The sequence below is a fragment of the Microbacterium sp. SORGH_AS_0505 genome, from assembly GCF_030818715.1.
GTDB lineage: Bacteria > Actinomycetota > Actinomycetes > Actinomycetales > Microbacteriaceae > Microbacterium.
Window position 1 is genome coordinate 1665337 of record NZ_JAUTAT010000001.1, and the last position, 21816, is coordinate 1687152.

The following is a 21816-nucleotide window of genomic DNA, read 5'->3' on the forward strand; positions in this document are numbered from 1 at the left end:
GGCGTCGACCGCACATCACCGCAGATAGGCATCGACCAACAACGCGCCCCGGATCTCGCGGAGCGCGTCGACGATCGCGCCGACCGTTCGCGTCCCCGCGGTCCGGAGGACGACGTCGTGCGGCCCGAGCGGTTCGAGTCCGCCCGTGCGCACCCGCACGACCTCCCAGCCTGCCGCGCGCAGCAGCGCATCCTTGCGCCGGTCGGATGTCTCCCGTGTGCCGACGTGCTCGAGGCCGTGACGTCCGGGGGTGTCGTACTCGACCGCGACCCGCAGCTCGGGGAGCAGGATGTCGGGCCACACCTCCCGGTGGCGGAAGAACGGCCGCGCAACCCGGACCGCCGTCATCCCTTCGCTGAACAGGATCGCGGCGCTCAGGTCCGCCCGTAGCCGCGCTTCGGCGGCGGATGCCGGTGGGGGAGCGCACGCGCTGACGAACGGCTCGCCTGCCGGGAGGTCCGGGGTCTTCTCGCAGAGGCCTGGAGCAGAACGCTTGCGCACCGGAGTCGGAGCGGGGGCCACCGGCATCCGCACCGCCTTCGCCCGCTGCACGGCGGCGAGAGCCGCGCCCGCGTCGATGCGTTCGACGACCCTCACGGGGCGAGGCGCCGCGAGCGCAGAGCACTCCGGGCACCAGGCCGACCGACGTCGCACGCGTCCCGGGCGTTCGCGTTGCTCGGTCGGCGTCGCAGCGAACCGATGGCCTGCGGAGCATTCCCAGCACAGGAGTACGTCTGCGGCGGGCGGGATCTGCGACAGGACGATGCCGCCGTTGAGGTCCGGGTGGTACTGCCGGACGAGCTCCGGATACGCGGCCCACGTGGACCGGTACGTCCCGACGGCGTAAGGGACATCGGTGCCGCGCGAGAACTGACGACGCTCCCACCACCACCGCACCGGTTCCGTCACGGTGCCGACGGTAGGCGAGGGCTCGGACACGGCATACTGCGGAGATGCGTGCACTTCGTGGCCTCCCCGTCGTCCTCGCCCTGGTCATCGTCCTCACCGGCTGCGTCTCCACGGCGAGCCTCGAGTCGGAAGAGTCACCGAGGCCGGCGCCGACGCGCGTCGTCGTCGATGGCGAGGCGGACGCTTCGTCCTGCACCCGCGGGGGCGATGCGGCCCTGCCGGTCGAAGAATCGCTCGACGGGATGCCGGGGGTGGAACGCGGTCCCGAGTACACCGCCGGCGTCGCTCTCTTCGAACGCGGCGACGGCGCCTGCGCGCCCGCCGGAACGGAGGCCGTCAACGCGCTGTGCGCTCCGCAGGTGGCGCGGGACGGCGTCTCCGCGTACCTCGCACCCACCGATCACATGTTCGCGGCGGGTGCGGCTTCCCAGATCCAGGCCTCGGTATCGGGACGCAGCACGAAGGGTGATCAATTCGTCTACCGCATGTCGGCCTGGCGCTTCGACTCATCCGCCGCGGCGCAGAAGGCCCCGCTCATCGATGCCGTCGCCGCGTGCGACGGCGTCGTCTCCACCCCCAGCGACGAAGGACAGCGGCTCGAGCTGCGCGACGGCGACGAGCCGTACCTCCGGCTGGATGTGGAAGGGGATCGGATCTTCGCGTTCCAGAGTCTGCGGCTGTCGGACGCACCTGGGCTGCGCACGACGTCGTCTGGCTTGCTCCCGGCGATCGCGGTGGATCACATCGAACAGTGGTGGCGTCTCCACGGTACGGACGCCGACCCGTCCGAGCCCTGATGCGGGCTCAGGCCACCTGCTGGCCGCACATGCCGCACTCGCCGGTCGCGGAGACCTCGACGAAGCAGTTCGGGCACATGGCGCGGACGACGTCCAGCGACGCCGCGGGGCGCTTCGGCGCGACGGTCCGCTCGGGACGCGGCTTCGGTGCGGTGCCGCGGGCCTTGCCCGGGCGGGCGACCGACGGCGGGGGCGGCGGCGGAGTCTTGGGGGAGTGCTCGGCGCAGTAGTAGCGCACGAATCCCGCGTGATTGTTGGGATGCCGGTGCTTGACGGCCCACAGTTCGGTCCGCTCCCGCGGCTCGCTGCCTGCGGGGCAGCTCACGCAGCGCGTCGGCTCGCCGGGCACGGCGTCGGCGGCGAGGACGGGGACCTCGAACGGAAGAGCGTCCCGCCAGTCGGATGATCTCGTGATCTTCATGCGGGGGTCTCTCTGCAGCCCTCGTCGGGGGTGAGAGCCGCCCTACAAGCTTCGCACGATCGGAGCCCGCGTGGGCCCCGCGCGTAGGCTGGCCGGGTGACCGTCTCCGAGCTCTTCGACCCGTCGGAGTGGACCGAGGCGCCCGGCGCCCAGGGCTACACCGACATCACCGCGCACGTCTCGACCGACGGACGGATCGCCCGCATCGCGTTCGATCGTCCCGAGGTCCGGAACGCCTTCCGGCCGCACACCGTCGACGAGCTCTACCGCGCGCTCGACATCGCCCGGCAGGACCCGAAGGTCGGCGTCGTGCTGCTCACCGGCAACGGCCCGAGCGCGAAGGACGGCGGCTGGGCGTTCTGCTCCGGCGGCGACCAGCGCATCCGGGGCCGCGACGGCTACACGTACGCCGCCGACGACGCGACGACCCCCGACCCGGCGCGCGCGGGCAGGCTCCACATCCTCGAGGTGCAGCGCCTCATCCGCTTCATGCCGAAGGTCGTCATCGCCGTCATCCCGGGGTGGGCTGCGGGCGGAGGGCACTCGCTGCACATCGTCTGCGACCTGTCGATCGCGAGCGCCGAGCACGGCAGGTTCAAGCAGACCGACGCCGATGTCGGCTCGTTCGACGCCGGCTACGGCTCGGCGTACATGGCTCGCCAGGTCGGCCAGAAGGTCGCCCGCGAGGTGTTCTTCCTCGCCGAGGAGTACTCCGCGCAGCGCGCCTACGAGATGGGCGCGGTGAGTCGCGTCGTCCCGCACGCCGAGCTCGAGCGCGAGGCCATCTCGATGGCGCGGACGATCCTCGGCAAGTCCCCGACCGCGATCCGCATGCTGAAGTTCGCGTTCAACGCGATCGACGACGGCATGGTCGGCCAGCAGGTGTTCGCAGGCGAGGCGACGCGTCTCGCCTACGCGACCGACGAGGCCGTCGAAGGGCGTGACGCCTTCCTCGAGAAGCGCGATCCGGACTGGTCGCCGTACCCGTACCACTACTGAGTCCGCACCATGCAGCTGAGCCGCCTCCATTCCGCGGATCCGCGTGACGTGCTCCGCGCGCTCCGTGCCGCGGTGCTCGGCGCAGGACCGGCGGTCGCCCTCGGCGCGGCATCCGATCTCCCGACCGACGTCCCCGCAGGCACGGCCGTCATCGTCACGACGAGCGGATCGACCGGGTACCCGAAGTCCGTTGCCCTCAGCCGGTCGGCGCTGACCTCGTCGGCGCTCGCGACGGCGGAACGGATCGGCAGCGGGTCGTGGCTGCTCGCCCTCCCCGCGACCTACGTCGCCGGCGTCCAGGTCATGGTGCGGGCGCTCGTCGCCGGTCGCGACCCGGCGATCCTGGCCGGTTCGTTCACGGCGCAGACCTTCACGGCGGCCGCATCGGCGATGGCCGCGAGTGAGGGCGGGCACCGGGTGCCGACGTACACGTCCCTCGTTCCCGCTCAGGTGCAGACCCTGGTCGAGGCGGGGGAGACGGATGCCGCAGTCGCCCGCGCCTTCGCCTCGTTCGACGCGGTGCTCGTCGGCGGGCAGGCGCTCCCGCCCGCGCTCGCCGATCGCGCCGCCGCGCTCGGCGCGCGCATCGTCCGCACCTACGGGTCGACCGAGACGAGCGGAGGGTGCGTCTACGACGGGCGGCCGCTGGAGGGCGTGCGGGCGCGCATCGAGGACGGCGAGGTCCAGCTCGGCGGCCCGACCCTCGCCGACGGCTACCTCGGCGATCCCGAGCGGACGGCAAAGACGTTCGTCCGCGGCGCCGACGGCGCGCGCTGGTACCGCACCGGCGATTCCGGGTCGTTCGACGACGGGGTCCTGCGCATCACGGGTCGTCGCGACAACGTCATCGTGTCGGGGGGCGTGAACGTCTCGCTCGATCGCGTCGAGCAGGCCGTTCGTGCGATCGGAGGGCTCGAGGGAGCGGTCGTCGTGCCGACGCGCGACGAGCGGTGGGGCGAGGCATCCGTCGTCGTCCTGGCGCGCCGCGCACTCGCGGGGCACACGGAACCCGACCTTCTCGCGGAGCTGCGGAGCGCGGTGGAAGCCGCGATCGGTGCACCCGCGCGACCGCGTGAGCTGCTCGTGCTCGATGAGGTGCCGATGACCTCGACCGGAAAGCCGGATCGCGCGCTCCTGGGCCGTCTGCTCGCGGACGACGAGGAGCCGGCGTCGCGCGGGGAATAGGATCCTTGCTCGTGGCCGCATCCCGAAAGACCTCCCGCAAGCCTGCCGCCAAGCGCACCGCGCCGCGTGGCAACCCGGCGAAGGCGCGCATGTCGTCCGCGCCGCCGAAGCCCGCCCCGGTCACCGCCCGCGACTGGATCGGTGCGGCGCGCCTTCGGACCCTGCCGCTCGCGATCAGTCCGATCCTGGTGGGCACGGGCGCGGCGGTCGCCGTCGGTGCCGGGTTCCACTGGGTTCTCGCGCTGTGCTGCCTCGCTGTCGCAGTGTCGCTGCAGATCGCGGTGAACTTTGCGAACGACTACAGCGACGGCATCCGCGGCACCGACGACCACCGTGTCGGCCCCACGCGCCTAACCGCGTCGGGTCGGGTGGCGCCCCGCGCCGTCCTGACGGCCGCGCTGATCTTCTTCGCGATCGCGGCATTGGTGGGCATTGCGGTGGTCATCCGCACGCAGTTGTGGTGGATGCTGGCGGTCGGCGTCGTCTGCATCGTCGCCGCCTGGTTCTACACCGGCGGCAAACGGCCCTACGGGTACTTCGGCCTGGGCGAGCTGTTCGTCTTCGTCTTCTTCGGCCCGGTCGCCACCATCGGGACCACCTACGTGCAGGCGGGTTCGGTCCCCCAGGAGTCGTGGGTCCCCTCGATCGCCGTCGGCGCCCTCGCGTGCGGCGTGCTGATCACCAACAATCTGCGCGACATCGCCCAGGATCGCGTCGCGGGCAAGCGCACCCTGACGGTCCTCATCGGCAAGCGCGCGTCGCAGGTGCTCTACACGGTGTTCATGCTGGTGCCGTTCGCCGTGGTGCCGGTCCTCGGCCTCGTCTACCCGGTCGCGTGGCTGTCGCTGCTCGTGCTGCTGGTGACACTGTCGGCCACCCTCATCGTCTGGACGTACCGGACACCGCGCGAACTGATCGTCGCGCTCCAGCTCAGCTCGATCGCGTCGCTCGCATGGAGCGGGTTCATCCTCTGGGCGTACGTCGCAGTCTGACGGTCAGCGGACGGTGCCGTCGGACGCGGCATCCTCATCGCGGAACGCATCTTCGACCGCCTCATCGCTGTTCGCGCGACGGCGCGCTTCGCGGTGCTCGGCGATCCCCATCGAGACGTCGTCGAGCGGGCGGCGGAGGAACAGCATCGAGAGGCTGAGGCCGATGAGCGCCGAGAAGATCGCGGCGAGCCAGTACTGCTCGCGGAGCACGGGGAACAGCATCATGATCCCGAACGGGACGAAGAAGGCGAGCAGCCGCAGCAGCGCGTAGACGAAGGCGGACCGAGCACGCATGCGCCCATTCTACGGCCGCCAGTCTGAGCGGCAGCCGCGCCGCCTCAGGGCGCGACGGCGCGCCTAGGATGGAGGAATGGCGCGCGTGTATCTGATTCTGGCGCTGCTGTTCGCCGCTTTCTGGGTCTACAGCATCGTCGACTGCGCGCTGCAGCCGCCCACCCGTCATCGCGGGGTCAGCAAGCCGATCTGGCTGCTCATCGTCATCCTCCTTCCCGTCGTCGGCGGCATCCTCTGGTTCGTGATCGGTCGCGCTCGCGCGTCGTCGCAGCGCGTGGCCTTCCGGGCGCCCGACGACGATCCCGACTTCCTCGGTCGTATCGGGACCTCGAGCGATCAGGACGAGCGCATCCGCCGCCTCGAGGAGGAACTGGCCGCCCTCGACTCCGAGTCTCCCGACCCGCGCGATCGACCCGTCGATCCGCAGTCGGACGACGACACGGACGAACAGTCGCGCGGCTCGCGTTCCTGACATGACGACTGCCGGACCCGGGCGCGCGCCGGCGACCGATGCCGCGGCGGCGCTGCTCACTCGACTCGTGGAGCGCGGGTTGCGCCACATCGTCCTCTCACCCGGGTCGCGGTCGCAGGCGCTCGCGCTCGTCGCCGCCGAGCTCGAAGCGCGCGGGCTCGTCCGCCTCCACGTCCGTATCGACGAGCGCGTCGCGGGCTTCACCGCCCTCGGGATCGGTCGCGAGGACCGGTTGCCGGCCGTCGTCGTCTGCACGTCGGGTACAGCGGTCGCGAACCTCCTCCCCGCCGTCCTGGAAGCACACCATTCCGGTGTGCCACTGCTGCTGCTCACCGCCGACCGTCCGCCGGAGCTCCGCGGTATCGGCGCGAATCAGGCCACGCGGCAGCCCGGGATGTTCTCCGGGTTCGTGCGGCTCGAGGCCGATCTCCCGGTGGCCGAGCTACGGGCCGATTCCTTCGACGCCGACGAGGTCGCCGCGTTCCGAGCCGCGGCCGACGAAGGGTGGGATGCCGCTGTCGGCGCCGGATCCCGCGTCGCCGGCCCCGTGCACCTCAACGTCCCCTTCCGCGAGCCGCTCGCCGGTGAGGTGCCCGCGTGGCTCCCGTCGGCGCCGGTCGATGCTCCGGCATCCGAGACATCCGTCACGGAGGAGACCGTCGAAGCGGAATGGGGCGCGCACTACCAGGGCGGCGGCGGCGTGGGTGCCGCAGTCGAGCCCGCCGAGTCCGAGCCGGTCGTGCTCGAGGCGGGCCCGCGGACGGTCATTGTTGCAGGTGCCGATGCGGGAGCGGATGCCGAACAGCTCGCGCATGACGGCCGGTTCCCCCTCATCGCCGAGATCGTCAGCGGCGCACGCTACGGACGACACCTCGTGCACGGCTACCGCCGTCTGCTGTCCGATCCCGATCTCGGCGGGCGCATCGAACGCGTCGTCGTCTTCGGGCACCCCACCCTGAGCCGCGAGGTCGCCCGCCTGCTCAGCCGCGACGACGTCGAGGTCCTCGCCGTGCGCGGACCGGGGGAGAACCTGAACCTCAACGGGGCGACGCTGCCGGTCGATGCCGTGGCCGCAGAGAGGGGCGATCGGGACTGGCTGGGCGCCTGGATGCGTGCGTCACGCGATCAGATCGTCGATCTCAGTCCCGCCGCTCCTGACGCCGATGCCCTGGCGTCGGCCGTCCCCGCCGAGCGGCTGGGGGCGATCTCCGCCGAACTCGGGGCGATCCGTGCACCGCTCGACCGGGCAGGCCTCGTCGACGCACTCTGGCGCGCGACCTGGCCGCATGACCGGTTGCTGTTCGGCTCGTCCCGTCTCGTGCGGGTGGCCGACGCGATCCTGGGCGGGAAGAAGGTGCCCGTTCACGCGAACCGCGGTCTCGCCGGGATCGACGGGACCATCGCGACGGGTCTCGGCATCGCGGCGGCGTCCCAGCGGGGCGCGACGCCCGGGGTCACCCGGGTCCTGCTCGGCGACCTCGCGTTCCTGCACGACGTCGGGGCGCTCCTGCATCCGTCGGCCGAAGCGGAGCCGCGCATCCAGGTCGTCGTCGGGAACGACGGCGGCGGCACCATCTTCGACGGTCTCGAGGTCGCGGGAGTCGCAGGGTCCGCGGCGTTCGACCGGGTCCAGTACACGCCGCAGACCGCGCGCATCGAAGAACTCGCGAGAGCGTACGGGTGGGAGTACCGGCGGGTCACCACGCGCGGTGCTCTCGATCAGGCGCTGACGTCGCCGGTCGGCGGGCGGCAGATCATCGAAGTCCCGCTGGAGCGATAGCGCCGGCATCCGCAAGACCGTCGCGTCGCGCGTCGCCGCACGGCAGGATGAGCGGCATGACTGCGACGCCTCACCCTTCCGGCGGCCACTGGACCACCTCGCCGACCACGCTGCTGCGGGTCGGCTCGGGCTTCCGATTGGCGGACGTCGATCCCGATTCGACGCCCGGGTACGGCAAGGGCAAGAAGGCGGGCCAGGCCGACCTGGCCGCCGCGGCGGCGCAGTTCGATCAGCTGCAGGAGCGGCTGTACGCCCAGAGCCGGACGCAGCCGGACTCCCCGTCGGTTCTGCTCGTCCTTCAGGCGATGGACTCGGCAGGCAAAGGGGGTATCGTCCGGCACGTCATCGGCGCCACCGACCCGCAGGGCGTGCACCTGAAGGCGTTCAAGAAGCCGACGCCGGAGGAACTGGCGCACGATTTTCTGTGGCGGATCGAGAAGGAGGTGCCGGAGCCGGGGTACATCGGCGTCTTCGACCGATCACACTACGAGGATGTCCTGATCGGACGTGTCCGGCAGCTCGCCCCGGCGGACGAGATCGAGCGACGCTATGGAGCGATCGTCGACTTCGAGAAGCGACTCGTGGATCGTGGTGTGCACATCGTGAAAGTGATGCTGCACATCTCCGGCGACGAGCAGAAGTCGCGGCTGGCGGAGCGGCTCGAGCGCCCCGACAAGCACTGGAAGTACAACCCCGGCGATGTCGACGAGCGCGAGCTGTGGCCGGCGTACATGGACGCGTACCAGACGCTCTTCGAGCGGACGTCGGCGGACCGGGCGCCCTGGTTCGTCGTTCCCGCGAACGCCAAGTGGTACGCCCGGCTCGCGGTGCAGGCGCTGCTGATCGACGTCCTGGAGCGTATCGATCCGCAGTGGCCCGCGGCGGACTTCGACGTGGCGGCCGAGAAGGCGCGGCTCGCTGCGACGTGAGCGCCGACATCGCGCACCACGGCGGTCTCTGGGAGAGCGGCGGGTCGGACGATCTCGCCTCGCCCGCATTGGTACACGATGGCGCTCTGCGGGTGTGTCGTCAGAAGGGTGCCGGGTCTCCGGGAGTAACGGTGGCAGGGGTGAAGGCGACGGCCGGTGTGGGTGCGTCTTCTCTGTAGGTCCTGCCGAGGGGTGAGGTCCATTCCAGGACTCCACCCGACAGTTGTCGGACTTTCCAGGCGGTGAATTGCTTCATCGAATGATGCCGTTGGCAGAGGTGGGCGAGGTTCGACAATTCGGTTCGTCCGCCGAGGGCGTGGTCGTGGGTGTGGTCGACCTCGCAGCGGATGGCCGCGACCCGGCATCCGGGGAACCGGCAGTGCTGGTCCCGGGCTTGCAGGAACCGTCGCATCGCGGACGGAACCCGGTACGAGTCGGTCGCGACGGTGACCCCGGTGGTGGGGTCGTGGAACAGGCGCTCCCAGACGTGCGTCGCCCCGGCGAGCACTCGCGCGGTCGCGGGGTCGATCGGGGACCGACCGGTGAGATCGCACGGCCCATCATCCGCCCCGGTCAACGTCGCGGCGGGCACCAAGACCTGTACTCGCGCGCGGATCGCGCCGAGGGGCCCGGCGGTCGTGTCACGCGTGTCATCGAGTGCCGGGGTGCCCGCGAGCAGCAGATCGGCGAACACGTCGGCGCGAACCTGGTCGGTCGAGCGTGCGTCGGTCGTGACGACATCGGAACCAGCCGAGCGCTCGTCCCGCGTGTCGATGATCGCCCGCGCCTGCTGGGTGAGGCGGTCGTGAATCCCCTCCGCGATCACCGTCGGGAGGGTCGCGATCAGCTCGCTCATCCCATCCCGCCCGGGCATGAGCCGCACACACCGACCCGCCGCGGCTTCCTCGTGGCGTTCCGCGAACGTCCGCGGGTGCATCCGGTGCGCAAGGATCTCGAGCTCACCCCGGACTCGGTTCGGGGTCTCGCCTTCGCACCGTTCGATGGCGATGGCTTCGAACTCGGCCCACAACTTCGCGGGCAGGTTCAGCCCGGCGTCGACGATCGCCTTCACGTGCCCCCGGACGATCCGCCCGGCTTCCCACGCGGCGACCGACGCGGGGAATCCCTCGATGATCGTCCGCGCCTCCCCGATCCGACGCTGAACCGCCCGGTCGGTGAGCCGCATCACCCCCGCGACCTCCGCAGAGATCGACCGGAGCACCATGTCGTGCACCTGGACTCTCGCGTTGCGGGGTGCGCCCTGCTCGTCCGCCAGCCGCCCCGCAGCGGCCAGCACGCGAAGCTCCGCGATCTGCCCCGCAGCGATCCGGCGGCCCACGTCCGCGACGTCCGCAACGATGCCCGCGACGGCGGCGGTATACGCCTCACCATCGGGGGTTTCCATCGCTTCCGTCATGCCTCCACCCTCGCACCAACCTCCGACATCGACTCGAGCCGTTCATCGCAGGTGGGAGCGGATGGCCTTCGCGACGGCATCCGGTCGTTCCACCGGTACGAAGTGGCCGGAATCCGGCACGACCTCGAGGTGGACGTCCGAGAAGTGCTGGGGCAAGTTGTCCGCCCATTCCACCGGGAAGAGCGGGTCGTGCTCGGCCCAGAGCATCGTCGTCGGGACCGTGATCGGGCCCTCGTCCGCTGAGTATCCCCGGTTGGCGGTGTACCACTCGAGGCTCGCGGCGAACGCCCCCGGCCGCGCGTAGGCCGCGACGATCTCGTCGAGGTGCGGGGGAGGAGCGGCATCCGCTCGCCACGTCTCCCAGATGTGGGTGAGGTATGTCCGGACGGCGCGCTCGTCGCCGTCGATCAGGGCCGCGGCCACGGGTTCGCGGTGGAAGTGCTGATACCAGAAGGTCGAGGCGAGGGCGGGGGATGCCGCACGGTCGCCGATCCCCGGATAGGCAGGCGTCAGCACCGCGCCGTCGAACCGGTCGGGGTCGGCGCGGAGGGCTGCTTGAGCGATGCGGCTGCCGATGTCGTATCCGCCGATGACGACGCCCCCGGTGACACCGGTCTCGTCGAGCTGGGAGAGGAGCCGACCGGCGTGCGCCGCCGCGGTCGCATCGAATGCGGGCGACGTGCCGGTGAATCCCGCGCCGAACCCCGCGAGGTCGGGGACGATGACTTGTTCCCCGCTCAGGTGGGCCACGACCTGGTCGTAGTCCGAGGGGAGTCCGGGCCAGCCGTGCAGGAGGACGACGGTCATGGGTCGAGGCTAGCGACGCGACAACGGCACGGGATGACATCCCCGTAGATTGAGGGGCATGATCGAACCCATCGCGCTCGACCACACCTTCACCGCACCGATCGGTGTGGAGGTGAAGGGCGAAACCTGGGCCTGCGTCGAGATGCCGGGCTCGGCCGAGTTCTTCGGCACCGGCCGCTCTGTCCGGGTGGACCTGACCGTCGACGCCGTCGAGATGCCGAATGTCGGGCTGATGGTGACAGGCACCGGTGGCCACATGCTGTCCCTGAACGCGGCGGTCCGCAAGAAACTCGGGAAGGGGATCGGCGACACGGTCACCGTTCGTCTGACCCGTCGCCTCACATAGGTCAACCCCCGGCGTCAGCCCTCCTCGCGCGGATAGCGTGATGCATCCCGGTCGGCAGGACGGGGGAGAAGAGGGCGCATGAGACGTCGAGACGCTGCGACCGCGGAGGATGCGACGGTCGACGGACGGCGATTTCGCATCGTGCGCTCGCGAGGCCCCGCTACGACGCGGACCATCCTGCTGGTGCACGGCATCGGGATGTCGCATCGCTACCTGCGTCGGCTTCACGCCGAACTCGCGCGTACCGAGTCGGTCGTGTCGATCGACCTGCCCGGATTCGGAGGAACCCCCAAGCCGGGCGAAAACCTCGACGTCCCCGCGATGGCGGCGGCGATCGCGGGACTGCTCGACCGTCTGGGTCTCCAGGACGTCGTAGCCGTGGGGCACTCGATGGGCAGTCAGTGGGTCGTCGAGCTGGCGATCCAACGTCCCGATCTCATTACTCATGTGGTCGCGATGGGCCCGGTCGTCGACGATCGCCACCGGACGGCCTTCGCGCAGGCCCGCGCGCTCGCTCTGGACACCTTCGGTGAGACGCCGAGGGCGAACTGGCTCGTGCTCAGCGACTACGTCCGCTGCGGCATCCCCTGGTACACGCGACAGCTCCGGCACATGCTCGCCTACCCCCTGGAAGATCGCGTGCGTTTGCTCTCGCTGCCCCTGCTCGTGCTCCGTGGCGCGCGCGATCCCGTCGCGGGAGGGGCGTGGTGCCGCAGGCTGGCTGCCGCCGCTCCGGATGCGGCCGTCGCGGAGATCCCGGGAGGGTTCCACGTCGTCCAGGACAGGGCGCCGCGGGATGCCGCCGACGCGATCACCGCCTTCGTTGCGGCACGGACACCGCCGGTGCCCGGGGTCCGGCGATGATGCGACTCCTCCGCAACGCCGCATGGTGGGTGCGCGACTACCTCTACGCACTCCGGTGGCAGGTGAACGCCGCGCTCGGCCGCACCGATCCGCGGGAGTTCACGACCGGGGACCTGACTCCCGTGGTGATCCTCCCCGGCGTGTACGAGACCTGGCGGTTCATGCTCCCGCTCATCACGGCGATGCATGAGCGGGGGCATCCCGTGCACGTCCTGCCCGTCCTGCGGCGCAACCGACGTCCCGTCGACGAAGCTTCGGCCAGCGTGGTCGAGTACCTCGCCCAGCACGACCTGCACGGATGCGTCCTGCTGGCGCACAGCAAGGGCGGCCTCGTCGGCAAACGCGCCATGGTCCGGGACACGGACGAGCGACGGATAGACAGCATGCTCGCGGTGGCGACACCCTTCGGGGGATCGCGCTACGGCCGTGTGATGGTCCTCCCCTCGTTGCGCATCTTCTCGCCGCGGAGCGCGACGATCGTCGCCCTGTCGAAGGAGCACGAGGTGAACGGCCGCATCGTGTCGGTCTACGGGCAGTTCGATCCGCACATCCCCGAGGGAAGCGAGCTCCCGGGCGCCGCGAAGAACGTCCGGCTGGATACGGGAGGGCACTTCCGCGTGCTGGCGCATCCCCGCGTCATCGCGGAACTGATCAATCTGTCCGAGGAACCGCAAGCCGCACGGTGATCACTTGGGAAGGTCAGCCGATCCAGCATCTGGGTTGGTGGGAATGCCCGTGAGACGCCGGCCCCGTCCTGACACTCCGCCGATCACGGCAGCGACGGAGGCGAACACCAGCACGACGCCGCAGCCCTGCGTCAGAGTGAGGGTCTCTCCCGCGATGAGGCCGCCGATCGAGAGCGCCACGACCGGGCTCAGGAGTCCGAGGAAGGCTGGAACCCGTGCTGGCAGTGCGGCGATTCCGCGGAACCAGAGGGCGTAGGCGAGCGCGGTGCCGATGAGGGTGAGGTAGACGTAACCGGCGATGTTGGTGAGCGTGGGCGGCTGCTCGGGGAGAGGCTCGAAGACTGCGACGAGCGCGGCGAGGATGAGACCGCCGGCGACGAGCTGCCATGCGGTGACCACGAGAGGCGGGTGCTCGCTCGACCAGGCTTTCGTCAACACCACTCCGAGCGCCATCGACACCGCACCCAGCAGGGCGGCCGCGACGCCGATCGCATCGAGCCCGCCCGCGGCCCGCAGGACGATGAGCGCGACGCCGGTCACCCCGGCGATCCCCGCGGCGACGACCCGCCCCGTCAGCTTCTCGGCGAGCAGGCGAGAGGCGAGCACCGCGACCAGCAGGGGCTGGATGCCCCCGACCACCGCCGCGACTCCTCCGGGCAACCGGTCGGCGGCGATGAAGAGGAAGGCGAAGAAGCCGCCGATGTTGAGCGCGCCGAGCACGACCGACTTCCACCACCACGAGCCTCGAGGGAGCCGCCGTCCGATGGTGAGGAGCAGGATGCCGGCGGGCAGCGCGCGCACCGTCGCGGTGAGGACCGGATGGTCCGCGATGAGCAGCGTCGTCGCCGTGAGGTACGTCGTGCCCCAGAGGATCGGAGCGACTGCCGTTATCGCGACGGCCGACGTGGTTTTGCTAAGCACTTAGTCAATATAGCTCACTGCTTAGCGATATGGTCGAGGAATGGACCACGTCGATCGCATCCTCGCCCAGTGGCGCACCGCCCGGCCCGGTCTGGATGTGAGTCCGATGGCGGTGATCGGTCGGCTGAGCCGCGCCGCAGCCGTCGTCGACGGGAGGCTCGCTGAGACCTTCGCCTCGCACGGCATCGACGCCGGAACGTTCGACGTGCTCGCAACCCTCGCTCGTCAGGGGGAGCCCTTCCGGATCACTCCCGCCGAACTCGCCGCCGACGCGATGATCACCTCGAGTGCGGTTGCCCAGCGCCTCAACCGCCTGGATCGGCTGGGTCTCGTGATCCGCGAGCCGAATCCCGACGACGGCCGTGGCAAGTTCGTGCGGCTCACCGACGCCGGGCGCGCGCTGCTCGACGCGGTGCTGCCCGATCATCTGACGACCGAACGAGAGATCCTCGCACCACTCACGGCCGCTGAGCGCAGGACGCTCGCCGGCCTGCTGTCGAAGCTGGCCGGCGAGGGGTGATCGCCGCGCCCCTCAGGCGAGCGCGTCCACGATCGGGCGGAACTTCACCCGCGTCTCGAGCATCTCCGTCTCGGGGTCGCTTCCGGCGACGATGCCCGCGCCGGCGTGAGCGATGAGCGGGATGTCAGCCCCGGCATTTGTGTGCACGTCGAACTGGGCGCAGCGCAGGGCGATGGCCCATTCACCGTCGCCCGCGGCGTCGATCCACCCGACGGGTCCGGCGTAACGGCCGCGGTCGAAGGGCTCGACGCGGCGGATGACCTCGAGCGCCGCCTGTGTCGGAGTCCCGGCGACAGCGGCGGTCGGGTGCAGCACCTCGACCAGGTCGAGAGAGGACGCGTGCCCCGACAGCGAGCCTTCGACATCGGTCGCCAGATGCCAGACATTGGGGAGCTTCAGCATGAACGGCTCGGGCTCGGCGACCAGTGCGGTCGTGTGCTCGCGAAGCGACGTCAGCACGCTCTGCACGGCGTACCGGTGTTCGTCGAGATCCTTGGGGCTCGTCGCGAGGGCGACGGATGCCGCGGTGTCGGCGTCGGCGTCGGCACCGCGCGCGGCGGTCCCGGCCAGCACGCGAGCAGTGACGGTGCCGCCCGAGACGGTCACGAGCGTCTCGGGGCTCGCCCCGATCGTGCCGTCCACCGCGAAGGTCCAGGTGTCGGGGTACGCCGAGGCGAGCGCGCGGACCAGACGTCGCAGGTCCGACCCGGCCGGAACGGTGCCCACCAGATCGCGGGCCAGGACGACCTTGGCGACCTCGCCGGACGCGATCGCCTCGAGACCGGCGCGCACCTCGCCCTGATAGCCGTCGGGCGTGCACGCACCGGGGCCGACGGTGGCCGACCAGTGCGGGCCGAGGGTGACCGCCTGGGGTTCCTCGCGCTCGGGCTCGCCCTCGACGAAGACATGGGTCACCCAGCTCGTGTCGCCGCGGCGACCGATGATCATGCGCGGCACGGCCAGCGCAGCGCTCGCCGAGGTGTTCGCCGGGTCGAAGGGGAGGGTGCCGAAGGCGACGAGGCCGGACCCCGGCATCCGCACCTTGTCGTCGATCTCCGCTGCGGCGGCGACATCGCGCCACCACTGCGCGGCCGGCGCGCCGGCGGGGAGCTCCGCCGCACGACCCACGCCGACGAGCAGGTCGCCGCGGCGAGACCACACGGTCGGGTCGTCGGGCGAGGCGTAGACGAGCGGCTCATCGACCGGTTCGATCCGGCGGGTGACGGCACGCAGCCGCGGGATGCCGAGTGCAGACGAGGTCACCCGGCCAGCCTAATCCGGCGCCGGTGCGGCGGCCCCGCCCTCTCAGCCCGGCGGCGCCCCGCCCCGATTAGGCTCGACACGTGACCGACCAGCCCTCCCGCACCCCGTCCACCCGCGCGGACCTCGGCAAGGATCCCGCCCGCGTCAGCGGCATGTTCGACGAGGTCGCGCCGGCCTACGACCGCACCAACGCGGTGCTGAGTCTCGGGAACGACAAGCTGTGGCGCATCGCGACGACGCGCGCCGTGGCGCCGCGCCGTGGTCAGCGCATCCTCGACCTCGCCGCCGGCACCGGCGCGAGCTCGGTCTCGCTCGCCGGCTCGGGTGCCGACGTCGTCGCGGGTGATTTCTCGGCGGGGATGATCGCCGAAGGCACGCGGCGGCACGGCGGCATCCCGAATCTGTCCTTCGTCGAGGCGGACGCGACGGCGCTGCCCTTCGCCGACGAGGAGTTCGACACCGTCACGATCTCGTTCGGCCTTCGCAACGTCAACGACCCCGACAAGGCTCTGCGGGAGATGCTGCGGGTCACCAAGCCGGGCGGAACGCTCGTGATCTGCGAGTTCTCGCACCCGCCGGCAGCGCTCATGCGCGGCCTCTACCGCTTCTACAACGACCGCATCCTGCCCGTCGTCGCCCGCGCCTTCAGCTCGAACGCGGCAGCCTACGACTACCTCAACGAGTCGATCCGCGACTGGCCCGACCAGCGCGCCCTCGCCGGGCGCATGCGCGGCGCAGGCTGGGAGCAGGTGGCGTGGCGCGACCTCAGCTTCGGGATCGTCGCCCTGCACCGCGCGCACAAGCCCGCAACCCCGGACCGGGCCTAGAGCGCGACGGGTACGCTGGAGGTATGACCCCCCGCCCCGGTACTCCGGGCTCGCAGATCGCGAGCCGACTCGGCGTCACCGAACGCATTTTCGTGGGACCGCGGATGCGGAAGCTCCTCACCACGGTCGAAGAAGGGCTCGACCTCGTCGAAGCCCGCCTCGCCGGTGAGTTGAAGGTCGGCGATTCGCTCGCCGACGTCACGTCCCGCTACCTCTACGAGGCCGGCGGGAAGCGGATGCGGCCGATGCTGGCGATCCTCACGGCGCAGCTCGGCTCGGGGGTGACCGACGACGTCCTCGCCGGTGCCACCGCGCTCGAGATGACCCACCTCGGATCGCTGTACCACGACGACGTCATGGACGAGGCGGACCGTCGTCGCGGCGTTCCCAGCGCTCACGCCGTGTGGGGCAACAGCGTCGCGATCCTCACGGGCGACCTGCTGTTCTCGCGCGCCAGCCAGCTGATGGCGAAGGTGGGGGAGCGGGCGATCCGTCTGCAGGCCGACACGTTCGAGCGCCTCGTCCTCGGCCAGATGCACGAGACCGTCGGTGCGCAGCCGGGCGATGACCCGGTGGAGTTCTACCTGCAGGTCCTCAGCGACAAGACCGGTTCGCTCATCGCCGCCGCGGCCGAGACGGGCGTCATCTTCTCGGATGCCTCGGACGAATACGCGGCTCCCGTCCGCGAGTTCGGTGAGCGGGTCGGGGTCGCCTTCCAGCTGCTCGATGACGTCATCGACCTGTCGGCGGACGCCGCCGAGACCGGGAAGGTGCCCGGCACCGACCTGCGCGCAGGCGTGCCGACGATGCCCTACCTGCTGCTCGGCCGCGCGAGCGACCCGGCGTCGCAGTCGCTGAAGGTCACGATCGACGAGGGCGTCGCCCGCATCTCCGACGGCGCGGACCCGGCGATCCTCGACCACCCGCTCACGCAGCTCCGCGAACACCCCGCGACCGAGGCGACCCGTCGGCTCGCGCACGAGTGGTCCGATCGCGCCGTCGCTGCTCTGGCCCCTCTGCCCGACGGGCAGGTCCGCGAGGCGCTGACCCGTTTCGCCCAGGTCGTCGTCGACCGCTCCAGCTGATCACCCGGCGGATTCGCCGCTTCTTCGTCACGCCCGCACGCGGGCTCTCGGAAAGGACACCCATGACCAAGCTTCGGCTGGCCATCGTCGGCGCAGGACCCGCCGGCATCTACGCGGCGGACATCCTCCTCAAGGCTGAGCGCAAGTTCGACGTCTCGATCGACCTGTTCGACCACCTGCCCGCGCCCTACGGACTCGTCCGATACGGCGTCGCCCCCGACCACCCGCGCATCAAGGGCATCATCAACGCGCTTCGCGACGTCCTCGACCGCGGTGACATCCGCATCTTCGGCAACGTCCGCTTCGGCACCGACATCACCCTCGCCGACCTCAAGAAGCACTACAACGCGGTCATCTTCGCGACCGGTGCGATCAAGGACGCCGACCTCGACATCCCCGGCATCGACGCAGAAGGCTCGTACGGTGCCGCCGACTTCGTGAGCTGGTACGACGGCCACCCCGACTTCCCGCGCGAATGGCCGCTCGATGCGGCATCCGTCGCGGTCCTCGGCAACGGCAACGTCGCCCTCGACGTCGCGCGCGTGCTCGCCAAGCACGCCGACGACCTGCTGCCCACCGAGATCCCGGCGAACGTGTACGAGGGACTCAAGGGCTCGCCCGTCACGGACGTGCACGTCTTCGGCCGCCGCGGCCCGGCGCAGGTGAAGTTCACGCCGCTCGAGCTCCGCGAGCTCGGCGAGCTGAACGACGTCGACATGGTCGTCTACGACGAGGACTTCGATTACGACGAGGCCTCGAAGGCCGCGATCGCCTCGAACAAGCAGGTCATGGTGATCGACCGCGTGCTGCAGTCATGGCGCCAGCGGCCGAGCGTCAACAACGCCGGCGGCGAGGCGAGCCGACGGCTGCACCTGCACTTCTGGGCGCGGCCCGTCGAGATCACCAAGGATGCCGACGGTCGCGTCGCGTCGATCGTCACCGAGCGCACCCGACCCGACGGCTCCGGCGGGGTCGAGGGAACCGGCGAGATGCGCGAGATCCCCGTCGGCCAGGTCTACCGCGCCGTCGGCTACTTCGGCTCGCCGCTGCCGGACGTGCCGTTCGACAAGCGCCACGGCGTGATCCCGAACCATGAGGGTCAGGTCGTGAAGAAGGGCTCGAACGAGCGCGTTCCCGGCGTCTACGCGACCGGGTGGATCAAGCGCGGACCCGTCGGCCTCATCGGCCACACCAAGTCCGACGCGATGGAGACCATCCGCCACCTGATCAACGACCAGGCATCGTGGTGGACTCCCGAGGACGCGTCCGACGAAGCAATCATCTCGCTGCTCGCCGAGCGTCAGGTCGCCTGGACCGACCTCGACGGGTGGCACCGACTCGACGAGCACGAGGTCGCCCTCGGCGCTCCGCACGAGCGCGAGCGCATCAAGGTCGTCGACCGCGATGAGATGGTGCGGGTCTCGCGCGGCGAGTGATCGCGTCATGACCGGCGGCTGGGAGCAGGACGTCCTGGGACGTCCGTTCGAGCGGCTCACGCTGCCCCTGGGCAGCGACTCGGAGGGCGAGGTCGTCGCGACGCTCGTCCGGCTCGATCCGCCGAAGCTCGCGGGCCTCACCGGGCCGCTGCGCGACGTCGACGTCCTCTACCTGCACGGCTGGTCGGACTACTTCTTCCAGGTCGAGCTCGCGCGCTTCTGGGCGTCCCTCGGCGCGCGGTTCCACGCCCTCGACCTTCGCAAGTACGGTCGCAGTCTGCGGCCGGGGAACACGCCCGGCTTCGTCACCTCGCTCGACGTGTACGACGCCGACATCGCCGCGGCGCTGGGCGCCATGGGGCATCCGCTCGACCGTCCGCGGTCGCGTCGCCGCCTCGTGATGATGGGGCACTCGACCGGAGGTCTCACCGCCGCGCTGTGGGCATCCCGTCATCACGGCCGGCTCGATGCGCTCGTCCTCAACAGCCCGTGGCTCGAACTGCAGCTCGGCACACTGGGGCGGCAGGCGCTGTCGCCGCTCGTCCAGATGCGCGCGAGAGTCGACCCGATGGGTGCGCACCCGGTCGTCGACCTCGGCTTCTACACCCGGGCCCAGACCGAGGTCGGGGCCCTCCCGGTGCGCGGGTACCGACGCGAGTGGCGGCCCGAGCGCGGGTTCCCGACGCATCCCGGGTGGTTGGCGGCGATCGTCGAAGGCCACCGGCGGGTGTCGGCGGGAGTGGATGTCGGGTGCCCGACGATCGTGCTCCTGTCGACGAAGTCGACGAACCCCTTCGCGTGGAACGCGGAGATGACCGGCAGCGACTCCGTCCTCGTCGTCGACGACATCGCCCGCGCCGCGACGCGGATCGGGCGGGAGGTGACGCTCGCACGGATCGAGGGCGGCATCCACGACATCTTCCTGTCCCGCCCCACCCCGCGCGAGCAGGCCTACCTGGCCCTCGAACGGTGGCTCATGCGGGGTGTGCTCGGCCGCTCGCGCGGTTCGAGGCGAGCCCGAGAGTCAGGCTGACCGCTGCTCCCAGCAGCATGACGCCCGCCATCGGCACCGCCGTCTCCTCTCCCCACAACCCCACGATCGGGGTCACGAGCGCACCGACCGCGAACTGGCAGGCGCCCATGAGCGCTGCTCCGGCCCCGCGGTTGCTCGCCGTCGCGCGGGCGAGGCCCAGCGCGTTCGCGTTTCCGAAGGTCAGCCCCGCGCCGCCCATCGTCGTGAACGCGCAGGCGAGGAAGAGCGGGACGGACAGGATGCCGGTGGCCGCCGAGACCGTCATGACCACCCCTGAGGCGACGCCGAGCGAGGCGCCGACCACCAGCATCCGCTCCGGCCCGATCCGCGGCGCGTACGTCGCGTTGATCAGGTTCGCGACCAGCAGTGCGGCGCCGCCGCCGGCGAATCCGAGACCGTAGAGCAGGGGCGGCATCCCCAGGATGATCTGCCCGACGAAGGGGGATGCCGCGACGTAGGCGAACAGGCCCGCGAAGCCGGAGACGTAGGCGCCCGTGTACCCCAGGTAGACCCGGTCCCTCATGAAATGGGCGAATGAGGCGCGCATGGTCCGCAGGCCGCCGGTGTGCCGGAGTTCGCGGGGGAGAGACTCCGGGACGACGAGCCAGGCGAGGACGAGCATGAGGACGGCGATGACGGCGAGAGCCGTGAGTACGCCCCGCCACCCCGAGAACGAGGCGACGAGGCCGCCGATCGGGGGAGCGATGAGGGGGCCGAGTCCGCCGACGGTCGCGATGAGGCTGAGCGCGCGCACCGCGGTGCGCCCCGTGCTGAGATCGACCGCGATGGCCCGCGCGACCACGACGCCAGCCGCACCCGACAGTCCCTGCAACAGGCGCAGGCCGATGAACACCTCGATGTTCGGGGATGCGATCAGGGCGACGCTCGTCAGGGTGAAGGCCGCCGTAGCGAGGAGGAGAACGCGGCGGCGCCCCCACATGTCCGAGAGCGGGCCGAGCAGCAGCTGCCCGACGCCCAGCCCGAGGAGGAACGCGGTGAGGGTCAGTTGGACCGTGGCGGGCGCGGCCTCGAGCTGGTCGGCGATCTGGGGGAGCGACGCGAGGTACATGTCGATCGCGAACGGCCCGACGGCCGAGAGGAACCCGAGGACGACGACGAGCCGGCGGGTGAGGTGCGGCGCGGTCATGCCCGGGGGCGCAGCAGCGCGCCGAGCGTGCGGAGCGTGGACTCGAGTCCGACGCCGGGGTCGAGGAGCCACTGGATCTGCAGACCGTCGGATGCCGCGATGAGGAGCGCCGCCAGGTGCTCGGCCGGCACGTCGTCGCGCACGAGGCCCTCCTGCTGCTGCAGTCGAAGGCTCTCGGTGATCGATCTGCGAAGGCCCTCGAATCGCAGGGTGAAGAAGTCTCGGCCGACGCCGTCCTCGGTCTCGAGCGACGCGGCGAGGAGGGTGGAGTAGAGCGTCACGAGCCCCGGTATACCGACGTTCCTCCGGGCGGCGTGGATCATCGTGTCGATACCGGGCCGGAGTTCGGGCGGATCGTCGTGGGACTGCTCGGCGTGCGCGTAGACCGCGACCAGGAGCTGCTCGCGGGAGTCGAAGTAATGGAGCAGCGCCGCGTGGGACACGCCGATGGCCTCCGCGATCTTGCGGAGCGACGTGCCGCTGGCGCCGCGCTCGCGGAACACCTCGATGGCACGGTCGAGGATCTCCTGACGCCTGGCGACGCCCTTCGGCCGCGATCCGCGGCGGCCGATCACATCGTCCTCGTCCTGGCTCATGGGGACAGAGTAGGACGGCGGAACGAAAACCTCCACTTGGAGGTTAATTCTGATATCGTCGTGGCCACGCCGCCTCGCGGCATCCGACAA

Annotated in this window: 24 protein-coding genes; 15 read left to right on the forward strand and 9 right to left on the reverse strand. The window is 70.8% G+C overall.

Features of this window, described 5'->3' with window-relative positions; translation table 11 throughout:
• Positions 1-15: 15 nt before the first annotated feature.
• The gene (locus QE428_RS08170; RefSeq protein ID WP_307467931.1) at positions 16-909 is read right to left on the reverse strand and encodes a zinc-ribbon domain-containing protein; all 894 of its coding nucleotides are present in this window, start codon (positions 907-909) and stop codon (positions 16-18) included.
• 44 nt (positions 910-953) lie between these two features.
• Here QE428_RS08170 and QE428_RS08175 point away from each other — a divergent pair, with 44 nt between their 5' ends.
• On the forward strand, positions 954-1706 hold the full coding sequence (locus QE428_RS08175) for a hypothetical protein (protein WP_307467934.1): 753 nt from the start codon (positions 954-956) through the stop codon (positions 1704-1706).
• A 7-nt stretch (positions 1707-1713) separates the two neighbouring features.
• Here the strand turns inward: QE428_RS08175 and QE428_RS08180 are convergent, their stop codons facing one another.
• Positions 1714-2127, reverse strand: a complete 414-nt coding sequence (locus QE428_RS08180; protein WP_307467936.1) for a glucose-6-phosphate dehydrogenase — start codon at positions 2125-2127, stop codon at positions 1714-1716.
• A 96-nt stretch (positions 2128-2223) separates the two neighbouring features.
• Between QE428_RS08180 and QE428_RS08185 the strand changes: the two genes are divergently transcribed.
• The 3 genes from QE428_RS08185 to QE428_RS08195 are packed head-to-tail and all read left to right on the forward strand — an operon-like array spanning position 2224 to position 5303.
• Entirely contained in the window at positions 2224-3126 is a 903-nt protein-coding gene (locus QE428_RS08185; protein ID WP_307467939.1) for a 1,4-dihydroxy-2-naphthoyl-CoA synthase, read from the forward strand.
• A gap of 9 nt (positions 3127-3135) precedes the next feature.
• Positions 3136-4311, forward strand: coding sequence for an AMP-binding protein (locus QE428_RS08190; RefSeq protein WP_307467941.1), 1176 nt, complete (start codon positions 3136-3138; stop codon positions 4309-4311).
• A gap of 11 nt (positions 4312-4322) precedes the next feature.
• Complete coding sequence (locus QE428_RS08195) at positions 4323-5303, forward strand: 1,4-dihydroxy-2-naphthoate polyprenyltransferase (protein ID WP_307467944.1); 981 nt, start codon at positions 4323-4325, stop codon at positions 5301-5303.
• A gap of 3 nt (positions 5304-5306) precedes the next feature.
• Here QE428_RS08195 and QE428_RS08200 read toward each other — a convergent pair whose 3' ends face one another.
• On the reverse strand, positions 5307-5597 hold the full coding sequence (locus QE428_RS08200; protein ID WP_307467946.1) for a DUF4229 domain-containing protein: 291 nt from the start codon (positions 5595-5597) through the stop codon (positions 5307-5309).
• A 76-nt stretch (positions 5598-5673) separates the two neighbouring features.
• Between QE428_RS08200 and QE428_RS08205 the strand changes: the two genes are divergently transcribed.
• From QE428_RS08205 to QE428_RS08215, 3 genes are read left to right on the forward strand one after another with little or no spacing between them, the layout of a single operon-like run.
• On the forward strand, positions 5674-6069 hold the full coding sequence (locus QE428_RS08205; protein WP_133398552.1) for a PLD nuclease N-terminal domain-containing protein: 396 nt from the start codon (positions 5674-5676) through the stop codon (positions 6067-6069).
• Position 6070: 1 nt separating this feature from the next.
• Entirely contained in the window at positions 6071-7849 is a 1779-nt protein-coding gene (gene menD / locus QE428_RS08210) for a 2-succinyl-5-enolpyruvyl-6-hydroxy-3-cyclohexene-1-carboxylic-acid synthase (RefSeq protein ID WP_307467951.1), read from the forward strand.
• A 56-nt stretch (positions 7850-7905) separates the two neighbouring features.
• Positions 7906-8778 (forward strand): PPK2 family polyphosphate kinase, encoded by an 873-nt coding sequence (locus QE428_RS08215; protein WP_307467954.1) that lies wholly within the window; start codon positions 7906-7908, stop codon positions 8776-8778.
• Between the two features lie 100 nt (positions 8779-8878).
• Here the strand turns inward: QE428_RS08215 and QE428_RS08220 are convergent, their stop codons facing one another.
• Together QE428_RS08220 and QE428_RS08225 are read right to left on the reverse strand one after the other, a co-directional pair.
• A complete protein-coding gene (locus tag QE428_RS08220; RefSeq protein WP_307467958.1) occupies positions 8879-10195 on the reverse strand; it encodes an HNH endonuclease signature motif containing protein in 1317 nt (438 codons plus the stop codon).
• Between the two features lie 42 nt (positions 10196-10237).
• Complete coding sequence (locus QE428_RS08225; protein WP_307467961.1) at positions 10238-11002, reverse strand: alpha/beta fold hydrolase; 765 nt, start codon at positions 11000-11002, stop codon at positions 10238-10240.
• 58 nt (positions 11003-11060) lie between these two features.
• Here QE428_RS08225 and QE428_RS08230 point away from each other — a divergent pair, with 58 nt between their 5' ends.
• From QE428_RS08230 to QE428_RS08240, 3 genes are all read left to right on the forward strand, one after another.
• Positions 11061-11348: a DUF1905 domain-containing protein gene (locus QE428_RS08230; RefSeq protein ID WP_133398548.1), complete on the forward strand. Its 288-nt coding sequence runs from the start codon at positions 11061-11063 to the stop codon at positions 11346-11348.
• 78 nt (positions 11349-11426) lie between these two features.
• Complete coding sequence (locus tag QE428_RS08235; protein WP_307467964.1) at positions 11427-12212, forward strand: alpha/beta fold hydrolase; 786 nt, start codon at positions 11427-11429, stop codon at positions 12210-12212.
• Complete coding sequence (locus tag QE428_RS08240; RefSeq protein ID WP_307467967.1) at positions 12209-12898, forward strand: triacylglycerol lipase; 690 nt, start codon at positions 12209-12211, stop codon at positions 12896-12898. Before QE428_RS08235 ends, QE428_RS08240 begins: the two co-directional genes overlap by 4 nt.
• Here QE428_RS08240 and QE428_RS08245 read toward each other — a convergent pair whose 3' ends face one another.
• A complete protein-coding gene (locus tag QE428_RS08245) occupies positions 12899-13819 on the reverse strand; it encodes an EamA family transporter (RefSeq protein WP_307467969.1) in 921 nt (306 codons plus the stop codon). It abuts the gene before it with no gap.
• A 40-nt stretch (positions 13820-13859) separates the two neighbouring features.
• On the opposite strand from QE428_RS08245, the gene QE428_RS08250 reads away from it, so the two are divergent.
• Positions 13860-14339, forward strand: a complete 480-nt coding sequence (locus tag QE428_RS08250; protein WP_307467972.1) for a MarR family winged helix-turn-helix transcriptional regulator — start codon at positions 13860-13862, stop codon at positions 14337-14339.
• A gap of 12 nt (positions 14340-14351) precedes the next feature.
• Here QE428_RS08250 and QE428_RS08255 read toward each other — a convergent pair whose 3' ends face one another.
• Positions 14352-15602, reverse strand: coding sequence for an isochorismate synthase MenF (locus QE428_RS08255; protein WP_307467975.1), 1251 nt, complete (start codon positions 15600-15602; stop codon positions 14352-14354).
• 80 nt (positions 15603-15682) lie between these two features.
• On the opposite strand from QE428_RS08255, the gene QE428_RS08260 reads away from it, so the two are divergent.
• The 4 genes from QE428_RS08260 (at position 15683) to QE428_RS08275 (ending at position 19983) form a co-directional block, all read left to right on the forward strand.
• Positions 15683-16429 (forward strand): demethylmenaquinone methyltransferase, encoded by a 747-nt coding sequence (locus tag QE428_RS08260; protein WP_091351798.1) that lies wholly within the window; start codon positions 15683-15685, stop codon positions 16427-16429.
• A 23-nt stretch (positions 16430-16452) separates the two neighbouring features.
• Positions 16453-17514 carry a polyprenyl synthetase family protein gene (locus tag QE428_RS08265; protein WP_091351799.1) on the forward strand — a complete coding sequence of 354 codons (1062 nt, stop codon included), beginning with the start codon at positions 16453-16455 and terminating at the stop codon, positions 17512-17514.
• Positions 17515-17576: 62 nt separating this feature from the next.
• On the forward strand, positions 17577-18950 hold the full coding sequence (locus QE428_RS08270; RefSeq protein WP_133398542.1) for an FAD-dependent oxidoreductase: 1374 nt from the start codon (positions 17577-17579) through the stop codon (positions 18948-18950).
• Between the two features lie 7 nt (positions 18951-18957).
• On the forward strand, positions 18958-19983 hold the full coding sequence (locus QE428_RS08275; RefSeq protein ID WP_307467979.1) for an alpha/beta hydrolase: 1026 nt from the start codon (positions 18958-18960) through the stop codon (positions 19981-19983).
• Here the strand turns inward: QE428_RS08275 and QE428_RS08280 are convergent.
• On the reverse strand, positions 19925-21130 hold the full coding sequence (locus QE428_RS08280) for a multidrug effflux MFS transporter (protein WP_307467982.1): 1206 nt from the start codon (positions 21128-21130) through the stop codon (positions 19925-19927). The genes QE428_RS08275 and QE428_RS08280 overlap by 59 nt on opposite strands.
• A complete protein-coding gene (locus QE428_RS08285) occupies positions 21127-21726 on the reverse strand; it encodes a TetR/AcrR family transcriptional regulator (protein WP_307467983.1) in 600 nt (199 codons plus the stop codon). Before QE428_RS08285 ends, QE428_RS08280 begins: the two co-directional genes overlap by 4 nt.
• Positions 21727-21816 lie beyond the last annotated feature (90 nt).

What these genes read in the sequence shown, in the direction of transcription:
- QE428_RS08175 (WP_307467934.1), top strand. Translation starts at nt 954, where the DNA reads ATGCGTGCACTTCGTGGCCTCCCCGTCGTCCTCGCCCTGGTCATCGTC.
- QE428_RS08180 (WP_307467936.1), bottom strand. Translation starts at nt 2,127, where the DNA reads ATGAAGATCACGAGATCATCCGACTGGCGGGACGCTCTTCCGTTCGAG.
- QE428_RS08190 (WP_307467941.1), top strand. Translation starts at nt 3,136, where the DNA reads ATGCAGCTGAGCCGCCTCCATTCCGCGGATCCGCGTGACGTGCTCCGC.
- QE428_RS08200 (WP_307467946.1), bottom strand. Translation starts at nt 5,597, where the DNA reads ATGCGTGCTCGGTCCGCCTTCGTCTACGCGCTGCTGCGGCTGCTCGCC.
- QE428_RS08205 (WP_133398552.1), top strand. Translation starts at nt 5,674, where the DNA reads ATGGCGCGCGTGTATCTGATTCTGGCGCTGCTGTTCGCCGCTTTCTGG.
- menD (WP_307467951.1), top strand. Translation starts at nt 6,071, where the DNA reads ATGACGACTGCCGGACCCGGGCGCGCGCCGGCGACCGATGCCGCGGCG.
- QE428_RS08215 (WP_307467954.1), top strand. Translation starts at nt 7,906, where the DNA reads ATGACTGCGACGCCTCACCCTTCCGGCGGCCACTGGACCACCTCGCCG.
- QE428_RS08220 (WP_307467958.1), bottom strand. Translation starts at nt 10,195, where the DNA reads ATGACGGAAGCGATGGAAACCCCCGATGGTGAGGCGTATACCGCCGCC.
- QE428_RS08225 (WP_307467961.1), bottom strand. Translation starts at nt 11,002, where the DNA reads ATGACCGTCGTCCTCCTGCACGGCTGGCCCGGACTCCCCTCGGACTAC.
- QE428_RS08230 (WP_133398548.1), top strand. Translation starts at nt 11,061, where the DNA reads ATGATCGAACCCATCGCGCTCGACCACACCTTCACCGCACCGATCGGT.
- QE428_RS08235 (WP_307467964.1), top strand. Translation starts at nt 11,427, where the DNA reads ATGAGACGTCGAGACGCTGCGACCGCGGAGGATGCGACGGTCGACGGA.
- QE428_RS08240 (WP_307467967.1), top strand. Translation starts at nt 12,209, where the DNA reads ATGATGCGACTCCTCCGCAACGCCGCATGGTGGGTGCGCGACTACCTC.
- QE428_RS08250 (WP_307467972.1), top strand. Translation starts at nt 13,860, where the DNA reads ATGGACCACGTCGATCGCATCCTCGCCCAGTGGCGCACCGCCCGGCCC.
- QE428_RS08265 (WP_091351799.1), top strand. Translation starts at nt 16,453, where the DNA reads ATGACCCCCCGCCCCGGTACTCCGGGCTCGCAGATCGCGAGCCGACTC.
- QE428_RS08270 (WP_133398542.1), top strand. Translation starts at nt 17,577, where the DNA reads ATGACCAAGCTTCGGCTGGCCATCGTCGGCGCAGGACCCGCCGGCATC.
- QE428_RS08275 (WP_307467979.1), top strand. Translation starts at nt 18,958, where the DNA reads ATGACCGGCGGCTGGGAGCAGGACGTCCTGGGACGTCCGTTCGAGCGG.
- QE428_RS08280 (WP_307467982.1), bottom strand. Translation starts at nt 21,130, where the DNA reads ATGACCGCGCCGCACCTCACCCGCCGGCTCGTCGTCGTCCTCGGGTTC.
- QE428_RS08285 (WP_307467983.1), bottom strand. Translation starts at nt 21,726, where the DNA reads ATGAGCCAGGACGAGGACGATGTGATCGGCCGCCGCGGATCGCGGCCG.